Source organism: Dorea longicatena (assembly GCF_024168045.1).
Lineage (GTDB): Bacteria > Bacillota > Clostridia > Lachnospirales > Lachnospiraceae > Dorea_A.
This window is the reverse complement of the sequence record NZ_CP100126.1, coordinates 1,813,429-1,833,219: the sequence shown is the minus strand read 5'-3', so window position 1 is coordinate 1,833,219 and position 19,791 is coordinate 1,813,429. Positions and strand designations below refer to the sequence as shown.

The window sequence follows — 19,791 nt, the reverse complement described above, 5'->3', positions numbered from 1 at the left end:
TTGTAAAGAAGAGAAAAGGAGAAAATTATGAAAAAGAAATTCATCAGCGCACTTTTATGTGTTGCAATGACTGCATCACTCGTCGTAGGATGCGGATCAAAATCAGATGATAAAAAAGAATCATCTGATGGAAAAACTACCCTTACTTTTTGGTGCCATGAAAATGAACCATGGGTAAAATCTTACAAGAAAGTAGCAGAAAAATTCGAGAAAGAAAATCCGGACTATAAAGTTGTTGTAAAAGATTATCCGTACAAAGTTTACAATGACAAGATTCAGACTGCACTGACTTCAAAAACAGCAGGACCGGATATTATTGCTGTATGGGGTGGAAATGCACCTGCATTTATTGAATCAGATTCGCTCTCAGAAGTACCGGAGAGTCTGGCAAAAGAGCTGGATGAAGATTATCTTGCACCAACAACCGGTATTTATAAAAAAGAAGGAACTTATTATGGTGTTCCGATGGAATTCAACCTGGAATATGGCGGAATGATTGTCAACAAAAAGTTGTTTGACAAAGCTGGAATTGCTTATCCAAAGACATGGGATGAGTTGAGAAGCGTATCCAAGCAGGTATCAAAGATGAATGGGGATGTATCAGAGATGAAAGGTTTCGAGATGATCGATACAGATGCTCTGATCTGTAACTACCTTGCAATGATTCTTCAGCAGGGCGGACAGTATCTGGAAGAAGATGATTCCATTAATTTTGCAACTCCGGAAGGAATCAAGGCAATGAATGAGATCGTAAGCATGGTAAAGGACGGAGAATGTGATCTTGAGAATCTGACAGCCGGTGAGTATTGCTACAATGATGTATATAAAGATAAAGGATATATGTCATCTGTAGGATCATGGGCGATCGGAGAAGGAACAGATACTTACAGCCTTACATATGGTAAAGATTTCGAATATGTGCCGGTTCCTCAGTATGGTGAGAAGATGGCCTTTGCATCAGAAACAGGATGGGGATTAATGGTTCCTAAGAACAGTGCTAATCAGGATATGGCATGGAAATTCATTGAATTCTTCAGTAATCCGGACAATCTGGTAGAACATAATATTGCATGTAATCAGCTTCCACCGAGAAAATCTCTATTAGACAGCGAAAAATACAAAGAAGCAATGCCAAATATCTCATTCCTTCTGGATATCCTGCCAGACGGACAGTGGATGGGACCATACAACACTTCTGATATGAGAGATATCTTTAATGAAATGTTTATTGACCTTTGCCAGTCTGACAAAACAGACGTAGAAGGTGCATTAAAAGAAGCATCTCAGAAGATTACAGAAAAATGTAAGATCAGCTATTCTATGGAATAGAAAAGTGCATGGCAGAGAATACCGTACAGGTTTCTCTGCCATTTTTATAAAAGGGAAAATCAATGAAGAATAATCGTTTTGTGGCTTGTGTATTGATACCGAGCGTTATATTTTTACTTATATTTGCAGTGTTTCCGGTAGCTTACGGACTGGGAATATCATTTTATGATTATAATCCAACGAGTTCTTATAATGAATTCCTTGGGCTGGAAAATTACAAAAGGCTGCTTACAGATGAAGTGTTCTGGATAGCAGTAAAAAATACGATCATTTTTTGTGTAGTGGCAGTTACAGCGAATATTGTGATCACATTATTCCTTGCCAAAATTATTTCTGTTCTGCCATCCAAAGGAATGAAAACATTCTTCCGTACGATACTCTTTATTCCGTGTATTGCGCCGATTGTCGGAACATCTATGGTGTGGAAATATGGAATGGTCGGAACCGATGGAGGATTATTGAACCGTATTTTGGGACTTATGGGGATGCCGCCTAGGAATTGGTTCCTGACAACCTGGCAGTTGCTTGCAATTATAATCGTATATACATTATGGGCGGATATTGGATATAATGTTGTACTTTTTACAGCAGGAATCGAAGGGGTACCGAAAGAATTTGATGAAGCGGCAGCAATCGACGGTGCAGGACCGGTCCGGAGATTTGTGTCTATAAAATTACCGTTAATGAGCCGTACATTTGCATTCGTGGCAATCATGACAATGGCCAATTATTTCCAAATGTTTGCACAGTTTCAGGTGTTTGCGCCGGACGGAGGACGTAGTAATTCGGCAATGGTTCTGACAAATTACATTTATAAAACGAGTTTTAGCAGCTATGATATGGGGTATGCTTCAGCAGTAGCGGCGGCTTTGTTTATGATTGTATTTATTGTAGCGATGATTCAGAATAAAATGATGCATGCGGATTGGAGTTATGAATAATGAAAAAGAAGAAAAATGTATATAAAAAACACCATATAGTGATTATTGCATTTCTTACCGTTTTTTCGCTCATCATGATGTACCCAATGGCGTGGATGTTGATGACATCATTCAAGAGTAATGCAGATATCCAGATAAATAAGACAAAATTCTTTCCGGAAAAGTGGACGATAGAAGGATACCGGACAGCATTTGAAAAAGCACCGATTGCCCAGTGGTTTATCAACAGTATTCTGGTGGTGATTGTTGTTACGGCGGCGGTGATCATTACCAGTACATTGATCGGGTATGTTTTTGCAAAATATGAATTCAAAGGGAAAAAGGTATTGTTTGTATTGCTTCTGGCAACGATGATGGTGCCGCCACAGGTAACCATGATTCCGCGTTATCTGATGATTCAGGAAATGCATTTATTTAACACGATTGGAGCATTGATTGTGCCGGGACTGATCAGTGCATTTTCAATCTACATGGCAAGGCAATTTATTGCTGATGTACCTGACAGTCTGTGTGAAGCGGCTAAGATAGATGGTGCCGGACCGTTCAGAATCTATTGGAGTGTAATACTTCCGAATATAAAACCAGCCATTGGTTCAATCGGAATATTCACAGCAATGATGAACTGGAACGACTATCTGAATCCGTTATTGATGCTGAATGATATGGAAAAAATGACGCTGCCGTTAGGATTGGTAATTTTTGATACGCAGAGAGTGGCAGATATGTCGGCAACGATGGCGGCCGCATCTATGATGATGATGCCGATGATCATTATATTTGTTGTCTTCCAGAAGCAATTTGTAAAAGGAATGACAATGAGTGGTATAAAGTAATAAGGGGAGGAAGGTTATGTTTGAACAGAAGAAAATAACATACAAAATGAAGCTTTTAAGCTCTTTGGCAAAGGTATTTCAGGATGAAGAACCGGTATACCAGATGGAATGTCAGACGTTGAGTGCTCTTTGGGGTGAAACAGTATCTTTTCAAGCAGCATATACCGGAGACTTTTTTATGCGGGAGAGACTGGATGTGGAAGTAGTATCACCACTGAAAGACTATATCAGAGTCAGAACGGTGGAGCAGGTTCCGGTAGGAAGAGCGACGAATGGAATTGTAGATGATAATTATCTGCGGACAGAGCCTGGATTGTATCCAGATCTTTTGCGGGACGTGAAAGATGGAAAAGTAATCGTGTGCTCGAATCAATGGAGAAGCCTCTGGATTGACATTGAAGTGACGAAAGATATTGCACCGGGAAATTATGAAATAGAGCTTCGATTGAAAAAAGAAGGAGACGTTGTAACGTCAGCAAAGCAGAGATTAACGGTGATAGGAGTGGAACTTCCGAAGCAGAAGATTATGCACACAGAATGGATGCATGCAGACTGCCTTGCTGATTATTATCATGTAGATGTATTCTCTGAGGAACATTGGAAAATACTGGAGAATTATTTCAAGGAATATGTAAAGCGCGGCTGTAATATGATGCTGACTCCGCTTTTTACATCTCCGCTTGATACGGCTGTCGGATTGGAACGTACAACGACTCAGCTGATAAAAGTTGAGGTGGTAAAAGGAGAATACCGTTTTGAATTTTCGGAACTGAAGAGATGGATCGATCTTTGTAAGAAATGCGGAATAGAGTATTATGAAATGTCACATCTTTTCTCTCAATGGGGAGCAAAGTATGCACCGAAAGTTGTGGCAGAAGTAGACGGAAAAGAAGAAAAGATCTTTGGATGGCATACCCAGGCAGTTGGTGAATATACCAGATTCCTGAAGGCTTTCCTTCCACAATTAATTGAAAAATTAAAGGAATGGAACATTGATCAGGTTACATATTTCCATATTTCGGATGAACCGAGAGAAGAGCATCTGGAAAGCTACCGTGTGGCAAAAGAATCTCTGGGAAATATGCTGGATGGATTCCATACATTTGACGCATTGTCAAGTTATGAATTCTACCGTCATGGGCTAATTGATAAGCCAATTCCGGGAAACAATGAAATCGAAGAATTTTTGGAACATGGGCTGACAGATATGTGGACTTATTATTGTACCGGTCAGTTTTATGAAGTGAGCAACCGCTTCATGTCTATGCCGTCCGCAAGAAACAGAATATATGGAGTCCAGCTTTATAAATATAAGATTATCGGAATTCTTCACTGGGGATATAATTTCTATAACAGTCAGTTCTCGATAGAACATATCAATCCATATGAAGTGACAGACGCAGGAAATGCGTTCCCTTCGGGGGATCCATTCTTGGTATATCCGGGTGCGGACAGAAATCCGGAAGAATCTATCCGGATGATGGTTCATTATGAAGCACTGACAGATCTGCGGGCACTGGAACTTTTGGAATCCCTGACCAGCAGGGAACATGTGATGGAACTTATCGAAGGTGAATTGGCGGAGCCATTGACATTTAAGCGGTATCCGAAGTCGGATATGTATTTGATCATGTTGAGAAACCGGGTGAATAAGGAAATCCAGAAATTTGGTATTTAAGTTATTAACAATCCGCTGCCAGTCACGACTTGAAGGAAACAATAGATAAGGATTATTGTGAATGTGGAATGCCGTTAGAAACAATTAGAGAGTCAGAAGCACCGTTAAAGGAACGAAGCGAACGTGTTTGAGGCGAACGCCGAGTTTGAGCGTAGTTCCTTTGCTTTTAGGTGATTCTGACTCTCTTAGTGTTTCTTATGGTATGGAACCTGAACAAGAAGCCTTATCTATTGTTTCCTTCAAGGATTGAGAGGTCGCTTCCCCGTTAATAAATTAAATCCCAAAATACACTGCTGAATACGCCGAAAGATCCAGCACAGCTTTTCCATCCGTAACCTTCACTTTCTTCTTCGTATACTTCTTACTGCCTCCAAATGTTACATCATCACTAGCCAGAATCACTTCCAGTTCCTTTGCATCCGTTATTGGAAGCTCATAGCCTTTCTGATCCTCATCCGAGAAATTAAAGACAGCAACGATACGATCTTTTCCATCTGTTCTTTCAAACGCATAGATACAGCGCTCTTCCTGATGGCAGTCCAGCCACTGAAATCCTGCATTCTCATAATCTTTGGCAGAAAGAGCAGGAGTTGTCAGATACAGATGATTCAGTTCCTGCATGAAGTGGTGGAAAGTATCGTGTATCGGATACTTCAGGATATCCCAGTCCTGCTCACGCTTTTCATCCCATTCGCGGAGCTGGCCGATCTCGTTACCCATGAAGTTCAATTTTTTTCCCGGATGTGCGTACATATACATATAGAACGCACGCGCCTGTGGAAATTTCTCTTCGTACTCACCATACATTTTTTGTGCAATCGTTGCTTTTCCGTGAACAACTTCGTCATGTGAAAGAGGGAGAAGGAAATCGTCGTTATAATAATACATCATAGAGAAAGTAAGCTTGTGATAATCGCGGCTTCTGTATTCCGGTGCGGTGCGGAAGTAGTCAAGTGTATCGTTCATCCAGCCCATATCCCATTTGTAATCGAATCCAAGTCCGCCCTGATCAGCAGGTTTTGTTACGCCTTCGAAAGAAGTAGAATCCTCGGCAGAGAGCATAACTGTCGGGTGCAGTGTTTTTAATCCGCGGTTCATTTCACGAATAAAGTCTACTGCATTATTGTTGACACCTCTTGCCGGTTCACCCTGCCAGTAAATGATACGGCTGATTGCATCCATACGGATTCCGTCCACATGATATACGCTTAACCAGTAGTTCGCAGCAGACTGCAGGAAGCTTCGGACCTCGCCTCTGGAGTGCATGAAGTTGCAGCTTCCCCATTCGCTGACACCGACATCCTGGTGTGGATATTCATAGAGTGCAGTTCCGTCATAGTCGGACAGTGCATAGTGATCAACGGCAAAATGTACCGGTACAAAATCCATGATAACACCGATGTCATTCTTATGGCAGGCATCGATGAATTTCATCAGTTCTTCAGCAGTTCCGTAGCGGGCGGTCGGACTGAAGAATCCAGTGTTCTGATATCCCCAGGATTCATCACATGGATGTTCGCTGAGCGGCATAATCTCAATATAATTGTAATCATTTTCTTTCAGATAAGGAATCAGGATATCGATCATTTCCACATAAGTATACCAGTCGTCTGCTTTTTCAGAAGGCTTTTTAAATGATCCGAAATGCAGTTCATAGATGTTCAGCGGCTTGTCCTTGCATACCGAACGCTTCTGCATCCATTTGCTGTCTTTGAATTTATAGTGGGACAGATCGCGGATGATGGAAGCAAAGGCCGGGCGTAGTTCCATGCCGAAGCCGTAAGGATCGCAGTGCTCTACGCAGTTTCCGTCCTGTCTGTAGATGCGGTACTTGTACATCATGCCCGGCTTTGCACCTTTGGCATAGCATTCCCAAAAATTGCCGTCATAAGTTTTGTTCAGTTCCCATTCCTGCCAGTCGTTAAATTCCCCAATGACTGTAATGCGTGATGCGGCAGGTGCAAAGGTACGGAATGTGGTTCCGTCTTTGTCCGGGTGTGCGCCGAGAAATTCATAAGCGTCGAATATTTTTCCTGTGTAAAATCCGTAAAAATCCATATTAACCTCCGTGAAAATGCAACGTAAAAGATCAACTGTCGAAAAGATAATGGACAGTAGTTGCTTTTTTGATTTATAATTATATTATAAGAAAAATGCGAGGAGGTATCCACCAACAAAACCGACGAAAGGATGGATAACCGACGAATATGAGAAAGTGTTGGGAAATGGGAGGTAAGATGGATCTTAGAATTGAGAAAACAGAGCGGGGAATCAAGAACGCATTTATCGAACTGCGTTCCAGGAAACCTTTGGAAAAGATAACAGTAAAAGAACTATGTGAAAGCGCAAGAATCAATAAGTCTACCTTTTATGCGCATTATAAAGATATCTACGATTTGTCAGATGCGATGGAAGAAGAAGTAGTACAGTCGATTGCGAACAGTATCCAGCATCCGGAATATCTGTTGGAGCATCCGGCAGAGTTTGCACGGGAACTTCTGATGGCTTATGTATCGCAGAATTCCCTGACGGCGATTTTATTTTCCGGCAGTCAGGCGAATCATTTTGCGGATAGTATCGAGCGGAGCATCAAGCAGATGATCTTTGAAAAATACCCGGAATTGAAAGAAGATACAGCAATGAATGTGATGCTCAGCTATTGTATACAGGGAAGCTACCACGCTTACCAGAAGAATCGGAGCGGAGATATCATGACGGTGATCGATGTGATCGCAGGGATGACGGGAGCGATTCGATCGATGTATGAAGAACGATTGGGGGAAAGCAGATCATGAATCTGGAACAGCCGTGTATCCGCATTTCGGTGCGGAATCTGGTGGAATTTATATTAAGACATGGAGATATTGACAATCGGACCGGAGGGGCAGATAAGGATGCCATGCAGCAGGGCAGCCGCATACACCGGAAAATCCAGAGACAGCAGGGGGCAGAGTACCGTGCAGAAGTTCCGTTAAGATATCAGATCACGTGTGATGGATTTATCCTGAGTGTAGAAGGAAGAGCGGACGGAATCATAGAACTTCCGAAGCGTGTGGTGGTCGACGAGATCAAAGGTGTATTTAAAGATCTGAAACGTCTGGAAGAGCCACAGCCTTTGCATCTGGCACAGGCAAAATGCTATGCATATATTTATGCAGAACAAAATAATCTGGAAGAGATCGGAGTGCAGATGACGTATTGTAATCTGGATACCGAAGAGATCCGTAGATTCCGGGAGACATATACCCGGGCAGAACTTAAAAAATGGTTCGAAAAGCTGGTATCTGAATATGAAAAATGGGCAAGATACCAGATGACATGGAGAGCAAAGAGAAATGCTTCCATTAAAATCGTAGAATTCCCATTCGAATACAGAGATGGACAGAAGAAACTGGTTGAGTCTGTATATCGGAGCATTTTAAGAAAAAAGAAATTATTCATCCAGGCACCTACCGGAGTCGGCAAGACGATGGCGGCCGTATTTCCGGCGGTGAAAGCTGTCGGGGAAGAACTGGGAGAAAAGATTTTTTATCTGACGGCCAGGACGATTACCAGAACGGTGGCAAGTCAGGCATTCGCGATTCTGAGAGAACAGGATCTGAAGATGAAGGTCATCACATTGACGGCAAAAGAAAAAATCTGTTTCTGTGAAGAAACCATCTGTAATCCGGATGTGTGTCCATATGCAAAAGGGCATTTTGACCGTGTAAATGATGCCGTTTATGAACTGCTCACATCGACAGACGAGATGAGCCGGGAAGTATTGGAAGAACAGGCAAGAAAATGGAATGTATGTCCATTTGAAATGGCACTGGATGTATCACAGTGGGTAGACGCAGTTATATGTGATTATAATTATGTTTTTGATCCAAATGCACATCTGAAACGCTTTTTCGGAGACGGCGTCAAAGGAGAATACCTGTTCCTGATCGATGAGGCACACAATCTGGTAGAACGCGGCAGGACAATGTACAGCAGCAGTATTTGCAAGGAGGATTTTCTGAAGATCAAAAAGCTGGTAAAATACGGGGAACCGAAACTTGTCTCGGCGTTGGAGAGCTGCAATAAGCAGCTTCTGGAATTGAAAAGAGAATGTGACGGCTGCCAGATACTGAACAGTGTGTCACATGTGTATATTAAGCTTCTGTCTTTGATGACGAAGCTGGAAGAGTTTATAGAAGACTGTAAAGATGAAGCGATACGGAAAGAGGTGCTGGAGTTTTACTTTGGTATCCGTAATTTCATATATATTCATGATCGGCAGGATGAAAATTATCTGATCTATTCAGAACTTAGTGAAGAAGGAAAGTTTTACCTGCATCTGTTTTGTGTCAATCCGGCAGGATGTCTGCAGGAATATATGGGGAAAGCAAATAGTACGATATTATTTTCGGCAACATTTCTTCCGATCAATTATTATAAAAAACTGTTATCTACAACAAAGGAAGACTATGCAATCTATGTGGAATCTCCATTTGAACCAGACAAAAGATTATTGCTTCTGGGAAATGATGTCAGCACGAAGTATACCAGGCGAGGACCGGAGATGTACCGGAAGTATGCAGAATACGTGATGCATGTGATAAAAGGAAGAACAGGGAATTATATTGCTTTTTTCCCGTCTTATCGATTCCTGGAAAAAGTCTGGGAAGTATTCATGGAATTGCCACAGGAACAGATTGAAGTTGTAGTACAGTCCCAATATATGACGGAGCAGGAACGGGAAGAATTCCTGAAAAAATTCGAACAGGAAAGAGCACACAGCCTGATCGGTTTCTGTGTGATGGGTGGTGTCTTTTCAGAAGGAATTGATCTGACGGAAGATAAACTGATCGGGGCAATGATCATCGGGACAGGACTTCCGCAAGTGTGCCTGGAACGGGAACTTTTAAAGTATTATTTCGACCGGAAGAATCTGAACGGATTCGATTATGCTTACCTGTATCCGGGGATGAATAAGGTGTTACAGTCCGCAGGAAGAGTTATCCGGACCGATCAGGACAGAGGTGTGATCACACTGTTGGATGACCGGTTTATGGACAGACAGTGTCAGGAGGTGTTCCCGAGGGAGTGGAATGATTTCCAGATCTGTAACAGTGAAAATATTGAAGAAAAGATTGCAAAATTCTGGAAGGCGGAAGAACAGACAGATATGAAATAAGCAGCATTAAAAAGAAAAATACCATGAGGAACATATGCTCCTATGGTATTTTCCATCATGCATCCGAAAGATGTATTAAAAATAAGATAAAAATTCCTGCGCAGCTTTGGATATCGGGACTTTCTCGTTATATGCGATGACAAGCTCCCTTTCCGGAAGTACTTCTTTTGTCTCGACAATGAAAAGCGAATCCGAATCGGAGGTCTGGGAAAGGCAGAAATCCGGAATAAATGCAATTCCAAGTCCGATGCGGGCAAGATCAATGAGAAGATCATTACTGCTGAGTTCAATCTCCGGAACCAGATCCAGCTGGTTCTGAAGAAACAGATTGTGCAGATATTCACTGGTTGTACTTTTTCTGTCCAGCATAAGGATCGGATAGTTCAGAAGTTCTTTGAAAGAGAGCTTCTTTCCTTTTAATTCCTCAAATGCCTTGTCTGCGATAAATACATCCTGAAAATCTTTGATTTTTTTTACATTCGGAACATTCCCGAGATAAGCATTCGGTGAATTGACAACGATCAGATCCACCTGTCCGGTCTCAAGGAGTTCTACACAGCGAATGGATGTCGCATTGGTAACTTTGATATGCGCTCCGGGAAATTCCCGGTGGAAACGTTCCAGATAAGGTACCAGAAAATACCGGCAGATCGTGTCACTGGCTCCGATATGAAGCTGTCCTCCGCGTGCGCCGACATCGAGGAGCTGGCTTTCGCCGCGCTTGATCAGGCTGATCGCCGGTTCGATGTGGCGCAGAAGGATCTCGCCTTCGGTAGTAAGACGGACTTTCTTGGTACTCCGGATGAATAAGGTCTGATCCAGCTTCTTCTCCAGTGCCTTGATGGACTGGCTGACAGCCGACTGTGAGATGAACAATTGCTTGGAGGCTTCCGAAAAGCTTAAGGTGGAAGCTACATAGTAAAATACTTTATATAATTCATAGTTAATATCCATGATAAGTCCTCCTAATGAATCTTAACTGTATTATAAGTGAAATGAAAGAAAATTACAACCGTATTTATAAATAGAAGTGTTATAATAATGAAAAGCAGGAGGAAAAAGACTTGAAGAAGCTAACAACGATCATATCTGTTACGGCCATGATGTGTGCAGTGATGGCAGCACTGATATTTAGTATATGGCTGGCCGTATATGGAGACAGTAATTACAGGTTTTATAAAAAAGAATATCAACGCTATGAAGTGACGGAAGATCTGGATATGAGCATAGACCATGTCATGTATGTGACAGAACATATGATGAATTATCTGATCGGGAAAGAGGAGAAGCTGTCGGTTGTGACGACAGTGGAAGGAAGAGAGCAGGATTTCTTTAATGAAAGAGACCGGCTGCATATGCGTGATGTCAGGAATCTGTTCCTGGGAGGAATGAAAGTCGGAGTAATCTGTCTGGCTGTGGCAGCAGTTATACTGGCGGTACTGAGAAAACGGGAAGAAGACTGGAAGAGACTGTATTTCAGAACATACTCGATCGCACTGAGTGCCTGGCTGGTCATAGGCGTACTGCTGGGGATTGCATTCCGTGTAGATTTTACAACGTGTTTTACGATTTTTCATAAGCTGTTTTTTACCAATAATCTGTGGGTATTCGACCCGGAGACTGATTATATGATACGGATGCTTCCGGAAGGATTCTTTTTGGATATGGTGATCCGCATCAGTAAAGTGTTTGTTGCAGTGCTGGTTCTGATATGGATTGTATTGTTTTGGGGAAAAAGAAATTATAAAAAGGAAGAGAAAAAAGATGATTGATAAGTATAAGTTATAAAAGTGTTTAGATATATTAATTGTATTAAATAATGATTGTTGTGTTATACTAACAATAGAAAATGTGTAAAAATTCATTTGTGGAGGATTACTTATGAGCAATGTAAAAAGAGTGTACGTGGAGAAAAAATCAGGATTTGATGTACAGGCAAAGGAACTTAAGACCGAGATCCGAAGCTATCTTGGAATCAAAGACGTAGACAGCGTCCGTGTACTGATCCGTTACGATGTGGAAAACGTATCGGATGAGACATTTGAGAAAGCATGTAACGGCATCTTTTCTGAACCACCTGTAGATACATTATATAAAGAAGAATTTCAGGCAGAAGAAGGAAGCAAGATCTTTTCCGTAGAATTTCTTCCGGGACAGTTTGATCAAAGAGCAGATTCCGCTGTGCAGTGTATTCAGTTTATCAAAGAAGACGAGCAGCCGGTAATCCGTACAGCGACTACTTACGTGATCCATGGTGGAAACGGAACTGTTTCGGATGAAGAATTCGAAGCAATCAAAGAGCATTGTATTAACCCTGTAGATTCCAGAGAAGCACAGGAAGAAAAACCGGAGACACTGGTTACTGTATTCGATGAGCCGGCAGATGTAAAGATCTTTGACGGATTTAAAGATATGGAAGAAAGCAAACTGAAAGAATTATACGATTCTCTCGGACTTGCCATGACATTTAAGGATTTCCAGCATATCCAGAATTATTTTGCGTCAGAAGAAGACAGAGATCCTTCTATGACAGAGATCCGTGTTCTGGATACCTACTGGTCAGATCACTGCCGTCATACAACATTCTCGACAGAACTTACAGATGTTTCGTTCGGCGATGGTGATTACAGAGAGCCGATGGAAGCAACTTATAAACAGTATATCGCTGACCACAGTGAGATTTTCAAAGGAAGAGAAGATAAGTTTGTCTGCCTGATGGATCTTGCACTGATGGCAATGAGAAAATTAAAACGTGAAGGAAAGTTACAGGATCAGGAAGAGTCTGATGAGATCAATGCATGCAGTATCGTTGTTCCAATCGAGGTAGACGGAGTGGAAGAAGAGTGGCTTGTAAACTTTAAGAACGAGACACATAACCATCCGACAGAGATTGAGCCATTCGGTGGTGCTGCTACCTGCCTTGGAGGAGCTATCCGTGACCCATTGTCAGGACGTACTTATGTATATCAGGCAATGCGCGTGACAGGAGCTGCTGATCCTACCGTATCTGTAAAGGATACATTAAAAGGAAAGCTTCCACAGAAGAAACTGGTCAGAGAAGCAGCTCATGGATATAGTTCATATGGTAACCAGATCGGCCTGGCAACCGGAGCGGTAAAAGAAATCTATCATCCGAATTATGTTGCAAAACGTATGGAGATCGGAGCAGTGCTTGGAGCAGCACCGAGACGTGCGGTTATCAGAGAGACATCGGATCCTGGAGATATCATCATTCTTCTTGGCGGACGTACCGGACGTGACGGCTGCGGCGGAGCAACAGGATCTTCCAAAGTACATACAGAAGAGTCCATCGAAACATGTGGGGCAGAAGTGCAGAAAGGTAATGCACCGACAGAAAGAAAGATCCAGAGATTATTTAGAAGAGAAGAAGTCAGCAAGCTGATCAAGAAATGTAACGACTTCGGTGCAGGTGGAGTATCCGTTGCTATCGGAGAACTTGCAGACGGACTTCAGATCGATCTTGATAAAGTACCTAAGAAATATGCCGGTCTTGACGGAACAGAGATCGCAATCTCTGAATCACAGGAACGTATGGCAGTTGTTGTAGATCCAAAAGATGTAGATGAATTCATGAAATATGCATCCGAAGAGAACCTGGAGGCAACAAAAGTAGCAGTTGTAACAGAAGATCCAAGACTGGTACTTTCATGGAGAGGAAAAGAGATTGTAAATCTTTCACGTGCATTCCTTGACACCAACGGAGCACACCAGGAGACAACGGTAGCAGTTGACATTCCGAACAGAAAAGACAGTATCCTTGTAAGAGAAGATGTGAAAGATGTAAGAGAAAAATGGCTCGGCATGTTAAAAGACCTGAATGTATGCTCACAGAAAGGTCTGGTAGAGATGTTCGACGGATCGATCGGAGCAGCTTCTGTATTCATGCCGCATGGTGGAAAATATCAGAAGACAGAGACACAGGCAATGGTGGCAAAACTTCCGGTATTAACAGGAGACTGCGATACTGTAAGTATGATGAGTTACGGATTCGATCCGTATCTGTCAACATGGAGTCCATATCACGGAGCAATCTATGCAGTGACAGAATCTATCGCTAAGATCGTAGCAGCAGGCGGTGACTACAGCAAGATCCGTTTCACATTCCAGGAATACTTCCGTCGTATGACAGAAGATCCACACAGATGGAGCCAGCCGTTTGCGGCACTTCTTGGTGCTTACAGTGCACAGCTTGGATACGGACTTCCTTCTATTGGTGGAAAAGACAGTATGTCAGGAACGTTTGAAGACATTGACGTACCGCCGACACTGGTATCTTTCGCAGTAGACATTGCAAAAGAGAAAGACATTATTTCACCGGAACTTAAGAAAGCCGGAGATAAACTTGTATGGCTTCGCATCGAGACGGATAATTACGATATTCCTGTATACGGAAAGGTTATGGATCAGTATGGTAAGTTTACCGAAGATATCCACAGCGGCAAGATCGTAGCAGCTTATGCATTAGACAGACATGGTATCGCGGCAGCAGTCAGCAAGATGGCTTTCGGTAACGGCATGGGTGTGAAGATTGAGCATAATGTAGATGCAAGAGATTTATTTGCACCGGCATTCGGAGATATCATTGCAGAAGTACCTGCAGATAAGGTGTCTGAACTTGGAATTACCTATACCGTGATCGGTGAAGTGACAGATAATGCGGCAATCGAATATAAAGATGTGAAGATCGCATTAGAAGAGGCAGTATCTGCATGGGAAGAAACACTGGAAAAAGTATTCCCGACCAATTCCGGAGCGGAAGGACAGGATGCGAAGGTGGAGACAGGATTATATGATACATCTGATATTTATATTTGTGACCACAAGATTGCTCAGCCGACCGTATTTATCCCGGTAATGCCTGGGACAAACTGTGAGTATGACAGTGCGAAAGCATTTGAAAGAGCAGGAGCAAAGGTGATCACAAAGGTATTCAGAAATATGAGTGCATCTGATATCGTTGATTCGGTAGAAGTATTCGAAAAAGCAATCGGACAGTCACAGATCATCATGTTCCCTGGTGGATTCAGTGCAGGTGATGAACCAGACGGATCAGCAAAATTCTTCGCAACAGCATTCCAGAATGCGAAGATGAAAGAAGCAGTAGAAAAATTACTGAATGAGCGTGACGGACTGGCACTTGGTATCTGTAACGGATTCCAGGCATTGATCAAGCTTGGTCTGGTACCAGGTGGAAAGATCACAGGACAGTTACCGGATTCACCGACTCTTACATACAATACGATTGGACGCCATATCTCCAAGATGGTCTATACAAAAGTGGTAACGAATAAATCTCCATGGCTTAGAGAGGCAGAGCTTGGCGGCGTATATACAAACCCTGCATCTCACGGAGAAGGAAGATTTGTTGCAAATAAAGAATGGCTGGACAGATTATTTGCAAATGGACAGGTTGCAACACAGTACTGTGATCCGGAAGGAAATATCACGATGGATGAAGAATGGAATGTCAACGGTTCTTACTGTGCGATCGAAGGTATTACAAGCCCGGATGGACGTGTACTTGGCAAGATGGCACACTCAGAAAGAAGAAACAGAAGCGTGGCAATGAACATTTACGGAGAACAGGATATGAAGATCTTCGAATCCGGAGTAAAATACTTCAGATAATGAAACAGACAGAGAGAAGAACAGAATTCTATGTATTGTGATAAATGCAATTCAGAGTGCGTTCTGTTTCAAAAAAATGAATAAAATACAAGAAAAAGCACAAAACCCTTGCAAAATCTGCAAGGGTTTTGTAAAAAGTTGCAAAAATAACAAAAAACTGTAAAAATATCTTGCCAGATACACTTGTTTGCTTTACAATAGTAAAGGACAAAGGCGTCAGGGAAAAACAGATGGCGTAAGTCATCTGTTTTTTTATAGTAAAGTATGCCTTTGAAAAGGATACGTATATTATTTAGGAGGTAGAAAGCTATGTCATATGTTGATGAAGTACTAGAGAAAGTAGTAGCTAAGAATCCTGCAGAGCCAGAATTCCACCAGGCAGTAAAAGAGGTATTAGAGTCATTAAGAGTTGTTGTAGAGGCTAACGAGGAGAAATTCAGAAAAGACGCTCTTCTTGAAAGACTTGTTGAACCTGAAAGACAGATCAAATTCCGTGTTCCATGGGTAGACGATAAAGGACAGGTTCAGGTTAATACAGGATACCGTGTACAGTTTAACAGCGCAATCGGACCATACAAAGGAGGATTACGTCTGCACCCATCTGTAAACCTTGGTATCATCAAATTCCTTGGATTTGAGCAGATCTTCAAGAACTCACTGACAGGACTTCCGATCGGCGGAGGTAAAGGTGGTTCTGACTTCGATCCTAAGGGAAAATCAGACAGAGAAGTAATGGCATTCTGCCAGAGCTTTATGACAGAACTTTGCAAATATATCGGAGCTGACACAGATGTTCCTGCAGGAGACATCGGAACAGGTGCAAGAGAGATTGGTTACATGTTCGGTCAGTACAAGAGAATCAGAGGCCTGTATGAAGGTGTTCTGACAGGAAAAGGATTAAGCTACGGCGGATCTTTAGCAAGAACAGAAGCTACAGGATATGGACTTCTCTACTTAACAGAAGAATTATTAAAGATCAACGGAAAAGACATCAAGGGAATGACAGTTGCAGTTTCCGGAGCTGGTAACGTTGCAATCTATGCAATCCAGAAAGCTCAGCAGCTTGGAGCGAAAGTTGTAACAGCAAGTGATTCTACAGGATGGGTATATGATCCGGACGGAATCGACGTTGCAGCATTAAAAGAAATCAAAGAAGTAAAACGTGCAAGACTGACAGAGTACAAGAACTACCGTCCTAATTCAGAATATCATGAAGGACGCGGTGTATGGTCTGTTAAGGTTGACCTTGCTCTTCCATGTGCTACACAGAACGAACTTCACCTTGAAGATGCAAAACAGTTAGTTGCTAACGGATGCGTAGCTGTATGCGAAGGTGCTAACATGCCTACTACATTAGAAGCAACACAGTATCTGCAGGAGAATGGTGTGATCTTTGCACCTGGTAAGGCTGCAAATGCCGGTGGTGTTGCTACATCTGCACTTGAGATGTCACAGAACAGCGAGAGACTTAGCTGGACATTCGAAGAAGTAGATGCAAAACTGAAGAACATCATGGTAAACATCTGCCACAACATGGACGATGCTGCAAAACGTTACGGAATGGAAGGTAACTATGTTGCCGGAGCTAACATTGCAGGATTTGAAAAAGTTGTAGATGCTATGACAGCTCAGGGAATCGTATAATATTTTCAAAAATGCCCCGCAGGCCTTGTGTTTGCGGGGCTTTTTTTGAATCAGATTAACGCACAGCGATTTTGATTTATTCCGGTTATAGAAGAAATTGTAGAAAAAATTTGAAAAAATCAAAAAAACAGTTGACTTTCCAAAAAACCAATGCTATACTAACGAAGTCGGTTCAAGAGAAACGACAAAATATATGGGATCATAGCTCAGCTGGGAGAGCATCTGCCTTACAAGCAGAGGGTCATAGGTTCGAGCCCTATTGGTCCCATACATTTTCTAAAATTGGTTGTGGCGGGATAGCTCAGTTGGCTAGAGCACACGGTTCATACCCGTGGTGTCGCTGGTTCAAATCCAGTTCCCGCTACTGATTATGGCGGGATAGCTCAGTTGGCTAGAGCACACGGTTCATACCCGTGGTGTCGCTGGTTCAAATCCAGTTCCCGCTATTTTTATGCCAATGTATGCGGAACAAGCTGCCTGTGGCAGGTTTGCTGCATTTCTATATATCGTAACACAGCAAGAGAGTCGGAAGTATCCGGTTCTTTTTTGTTGTTTAATTTTATATATCGAAGTATACAAGAAAAGCGAAATCGTCTATAATACATTACATGTGATGTATAGAAACAGGAGGGATAGGAATATGGTACCAAGAAGCAGTTTGATCATTCGTTCGCTTGCCGGGGCGTATATAACTTATTTGGGAGGAAAACTTTTAGTGGATTCGCTGAAGGATCATCCGGACAATTATGTGTTTTATGCGGGAGCCGGGGTTGTTTTTGTGATCATAGGAATCTTCTGGCTTGGAAAATATGGTTCAAAGCTTATAAAAAAGGAATATCAAGATGACAGTGTGATGGGACAATTAAAAGATAAGGAAGAACAGTCAGAAGAAGCAGAAACAGAAGAAGCAGAAACAGAAGAAGCAGGAACAGAAGAAGCAGAAACAAAGGAAGGAGAATAATATATGCGTGTAGGTATGGGCTATGATGTACATAAATTAGTAGACGGAAGAGATCTGATACTTGGCGGAGTAAAGATTCCTTATGAAAAGGGACTTCTTGGTCATTCGGATGCAGATGTATTATTGCATGCGGTCATGGATGCACTTCTTGGGGCGGCGGCGCTTGGAGATATCGGAAAGCACTTTCCGGATACCGATCCGGCGTATGAGGGAGCGTCCAGCATAAAACTTCTGGAAGAAGTAGGAAAATTAATTGATGAAAAATTATATGTGATCGGCAATATCGATGCAACGATCATCGCACAGCGCCCGAAGATGGCACCGCACATTGAACAGATGAGAAAAAATGTGGCAGAAGCACTGCACATTGAAGTTGAACAGGTGAACATTAAGGCAACAACGGAGGAAGGACTTGGATTTACCGGAGCGGGAGAAGGTATTTCTTCTCAGGCAATTGCAAGTCTGGATACGATTGCTAATTACAGTTACAGAGTCGGACTGGCAGAAGGCGGATGTGCCGGATGTGGCGGATGTATGAAAGCGCAGGACAGATAAGAAACTTGTTGGGAAGGAAAATCAAAATGAAAATAAGAAAACTGGAAACAGGAGAAAAGCTGAATACAAGAAAACTGTACGAAGAAGTGTTTTCAGAAGACAGCAAAGACTTTGTTGACTATTATTACGAAGAAAAAGTAAAAGACAATCAGATTTATGTGGTAGAAGAAGACGGGGAGATACAGGCGATGCTGCATCTGAATCCGTACGAACTTGCAGTAAACGGCAGCAGAAAAGACGTGAATTATATTGTCGCTGTTGCAACGAGAAAATCATATCGGAAACGTGGCTTTATGGCAGAAATGTTGAAACAGGCGTTAAATGATATGTATGCAGACGGAGAGACATTTACATTTCTGATGCCGGCATCGGAGAGTATCTATCTGCCATTTGATTTCCGGACGGTGTATGAACAGAATCGGGCATATTATGATCCAGAAGCGGAAGTGGAAGAAGGTACAGATGTGACGGATGCCTCAGTGGAAGATGCAGAAAAAATGGCTGTTTATATGGAAGGCAGGCTGTCGCAGTCGTATCAGGTCTACGCAAAAAGAAATACAGCTTATTATGAACGTCTGATCAAAGAATATGCAAGTGACGGAGGGACGTTAAAGATATATAAAAAAGAAGGAGCGGTCACAGATATTAAGATCGCAGCAGAGGCTGAAGAAGTAGATGGGGAAAAACCTAAGATTATGATCCGTATCATAGATGTCAGACGGATGCTGATGTCTTTGAGACTCAAAACATTTATGGGAACATGTTTTACGGTGACAGATCCGGTTATCAAAGAAAATAACCGATGTGTCATGATTACGGGGACAGAATTTTCGGGAGTGATGCTGATGGATGGAAAGCCGGAAAACAGTGAAGGAACACTCACCGTAGCGGCGCTTACGAGCCTTGTATTCGGTGTGAAGACCGCAGAAGAAATCTGTGCGGACGGTGATGCGGTCATGTCGGATCGAATGAAAGAAGAATTAGATAAGATCATTCCATTGTCACAGATTTATCTGAATGAAACGGTATAAAGAAGAATC

At 42.3% G+C, this 19,791-nt stretch carries 14 protein-coding genes and 3 tRNA genes; 15 read left to right on the top strand and 2 right to left on the bottom strand.

Annotated features, from left to right (window positions below; translation table 11 throughout):
- Window positions 1-27 precede the first annotated feature (27 nt).
- The 4 genes from NKF87_RS08700 (at window position 28) to NKF87_RS08685 (ending at window position 4,781) form a co-directional block, all read left to right on the top strand.
- Window positions 28-1,329 (top strand): ABC transporter substrate-binding protein, encoded by a 1,302-nt coding sequence (locus NKF87_RS08700; protein ID WP_055284145.1) that lies wholly within the window; start codon window positions 28-30, stop codon window positions 1,327-1,329.
- 62 nt (window positions 1,330-1,391) lie between these two features.
- Window positions 1,392-2,270, top strand: a complete 879-nt coding sequence (locus tag NKF87_RS08695; protein ID WP_117597813.1) for a carbohydrate ABC transporter permease — start codon at window positions 1,392-1,394, stop codon at window positions 2,268-2,270.
- The gene (locus tag NKF87_RS08690) at window positions 2,270-3,103 is read left to right on the top strand and encodes a carbohydrate ABC transporter permease (protein ID WP_181978350.1); all 834 of its coding nucleotides are present in this window, start codon (window positions 2,270-2,272) and stop codon (window positions 3,101-3,103) included. The genes NKF87_RS08695 and NKF87_RS08690 overlap by 1 nt, the downstream gene beginning before the upstream one ends.
- Before the next feature lie 16 nt (window positions 3,104-3,119).
- Complete coding sequence (locus NKF87_RS08685; protein ID WP_117597815.1) at window positions 3,120-4,781, top strand: DUF4091 domain-containing protein; 1,662 nt, start codon at window positions 3,120-3,122, stop codon at window positions 4,779-4,781.
- A gap of 273 nt (window positions 4,782-5,054) precedes the next feature.
- Here the strand turns inward: NKF87_RS08685 and glgB are convergent, their stop codons facing one another.
- Window positions 5,055-6,839: a 1,4-alpha-glucan branching protein GlgB gene (gene glgB / locus NKF87_RS08680; RefSeq protein WP_117597816.1), complete on the bottom strand. Its 1,785-nt coding sequence runs from the start codon at window positions 6,837-6,839 to the stop codon at window positions 5,055-5,057.
- A 179-nt stretch (window positions 6,840-7,018) separates the two neighbouring features.
- Here glgB and NKF87_RS08675 point away from each other — a divergent pair, with 179 nt between their 5' ends.
- Both NKF87_RS08675 and NKF87_RS08670 read left to right on the top strand, forming a co-directional pair.
- Window positions 7,019-7,576, top strand: a complete 558-nt coding sequence (locus NKF87_RS08675) for a TetR/AcrR family transcriptional regulator (protein WP_117597817.1) — start codon at window positions 7,019-7,021, stop codon at window positions 7,574-7,576.
- Window positions 7,573-9,942 carry an ATP-dependent DNA helicase gene (locus tag NKF87_RS08670; RefSeq protein WP_117597818.1) on the top strand — a complete coding sequence of 790 codons (2,370 nt, stop codon included), beginning with the start codon at window positions 7,573-7,575 and terminating at the stop codon, window positions 9,940-9,942. The genes NKF87_RS08675 and NKF87_RS08670 overlap by 4 nt, the downstream gene beginning before the upstream one ends.
- A gap of 75 nt (window positions 9,943-10,017) precedes the next feature.
- Here the strand turns inward: NKF87_RS08670 and NKF87_RS08665 are convergent, their stop codons facing one another.
- Window positions 10,018-10,896: a LysR family transcriptional regulator gene (locus NKF87_RS08665; RefSeq protein WP_055284140.1), complete on the bottom strand. Its 879-nt coding sequence runs from the start codon at window positions 10,894-10,896 to the stop codon at window positions 10,018-10,020.
- A gap of 110 nt (window positions 10,897-11,006) precedes the next feature.
- On the opposite strand from NKF87_RS08665, the gene NKF87_RS08660 reads away from it, so the two are divergent.
- From NKF87_RS08660 to NKF87_RS08620, 9 genes are all read left to right on the top strand, one after another.
- Window positions 11,007-11,714: a TIGR01906 family membrane protein gene (locus NKF87_RS08660; RefSeq protein ID WP_242998874.1), complete on the top strand. Its 708-nt coding sequence runs from the start codon at window positions 11,007-11,009 to the stop codon at window positions 11,712-11,714.
- A gap of 109 nt (window positions 11,715-11,823) precedes the next feature.
- Complete coding sequence (locus NKF87_RS08655) at window positions 11,824-15,591, top strand: phosphoribosylformylglycinamidine synthase (protein WP_117597819.1); 3,768 nt, start codon at window positions 11,824-11,826, stop codon at window positions 15,589-15,591.
- A 309-nt stretch (window positions 15,592-15,900) separates the two neighbouring features.
- Complete coding sequence (gene gdhA, locus NKF87_RS08650; protein ID WP_006427973.1) at window positions 15,901-17,235, top strand: NADP-specific glutamate dehydrogenase; 1,335 nt, start codon at window positions 15,901-15,903, stop codon at window positions 17,233-17,235.
- A gap of 195 nt (window positions 17,236-17,430) precedes the next feature.
- Window positions 17,431-17,503: transfer RNA gene (locus NKF87_RS08645), tRNA-Val, on the top strand.
- A gap of 22 nt (window positions 17,504-17,525) precedes the next feature.
- Window positions 17,526-17,599, top strand: a tRNA-Met gene (locus tag NKF87_RS08640).
- A gap of 8 nt (window positions 17,600-17,607) precedes the next feature.
- Window positions 17,608-17,681 (top strand) — tRNA-Met (locus NKF87_RS08635).
- A gap of 194 nt (window positions 17,682-17,875) precedes the next feature.
- Window positions 17,876-18,196, top strand: coding sequence for a hypothetical protein (locus tag NKF87_RS08630; RefSeq protein ID WP_253583452.1), 321 nt, complete (start codon window positions 17,876-17,878; stop codon window positions 18,194-18,196).
- Window positions 18,197-18,199: 3 nt separating this feature from the next.
- Window positions 18,200-18,751 (top strand): 2-C-methyl-D-erythritol 2,4-cyclodiphosphate synthase, encoded by a 552-nt coding sequence (gene ispF / locus NKF87_RS08625; protein WP_253583451.1) that lies wholly within the window; start codon window positions 18,200-18,202, stop codon window positions 18,749-18,751.
- A gap of 26 nt (window positions 18,752-18,777) precedes the next feature.
- On the top strand, window positions 18,778-19,782 hold the full coding sequence (locus NKF87_RS08620) for a GNAT family N-acetyltransferase (RefSeq protein WP_117597822.1): 1,005 nt from the start codon (window positions 18,778-18,780) through the stop codon (window positions 19,780-19,782).
- Window positions 19,783-19,791 lie beyond the last annotated feature (9 nt).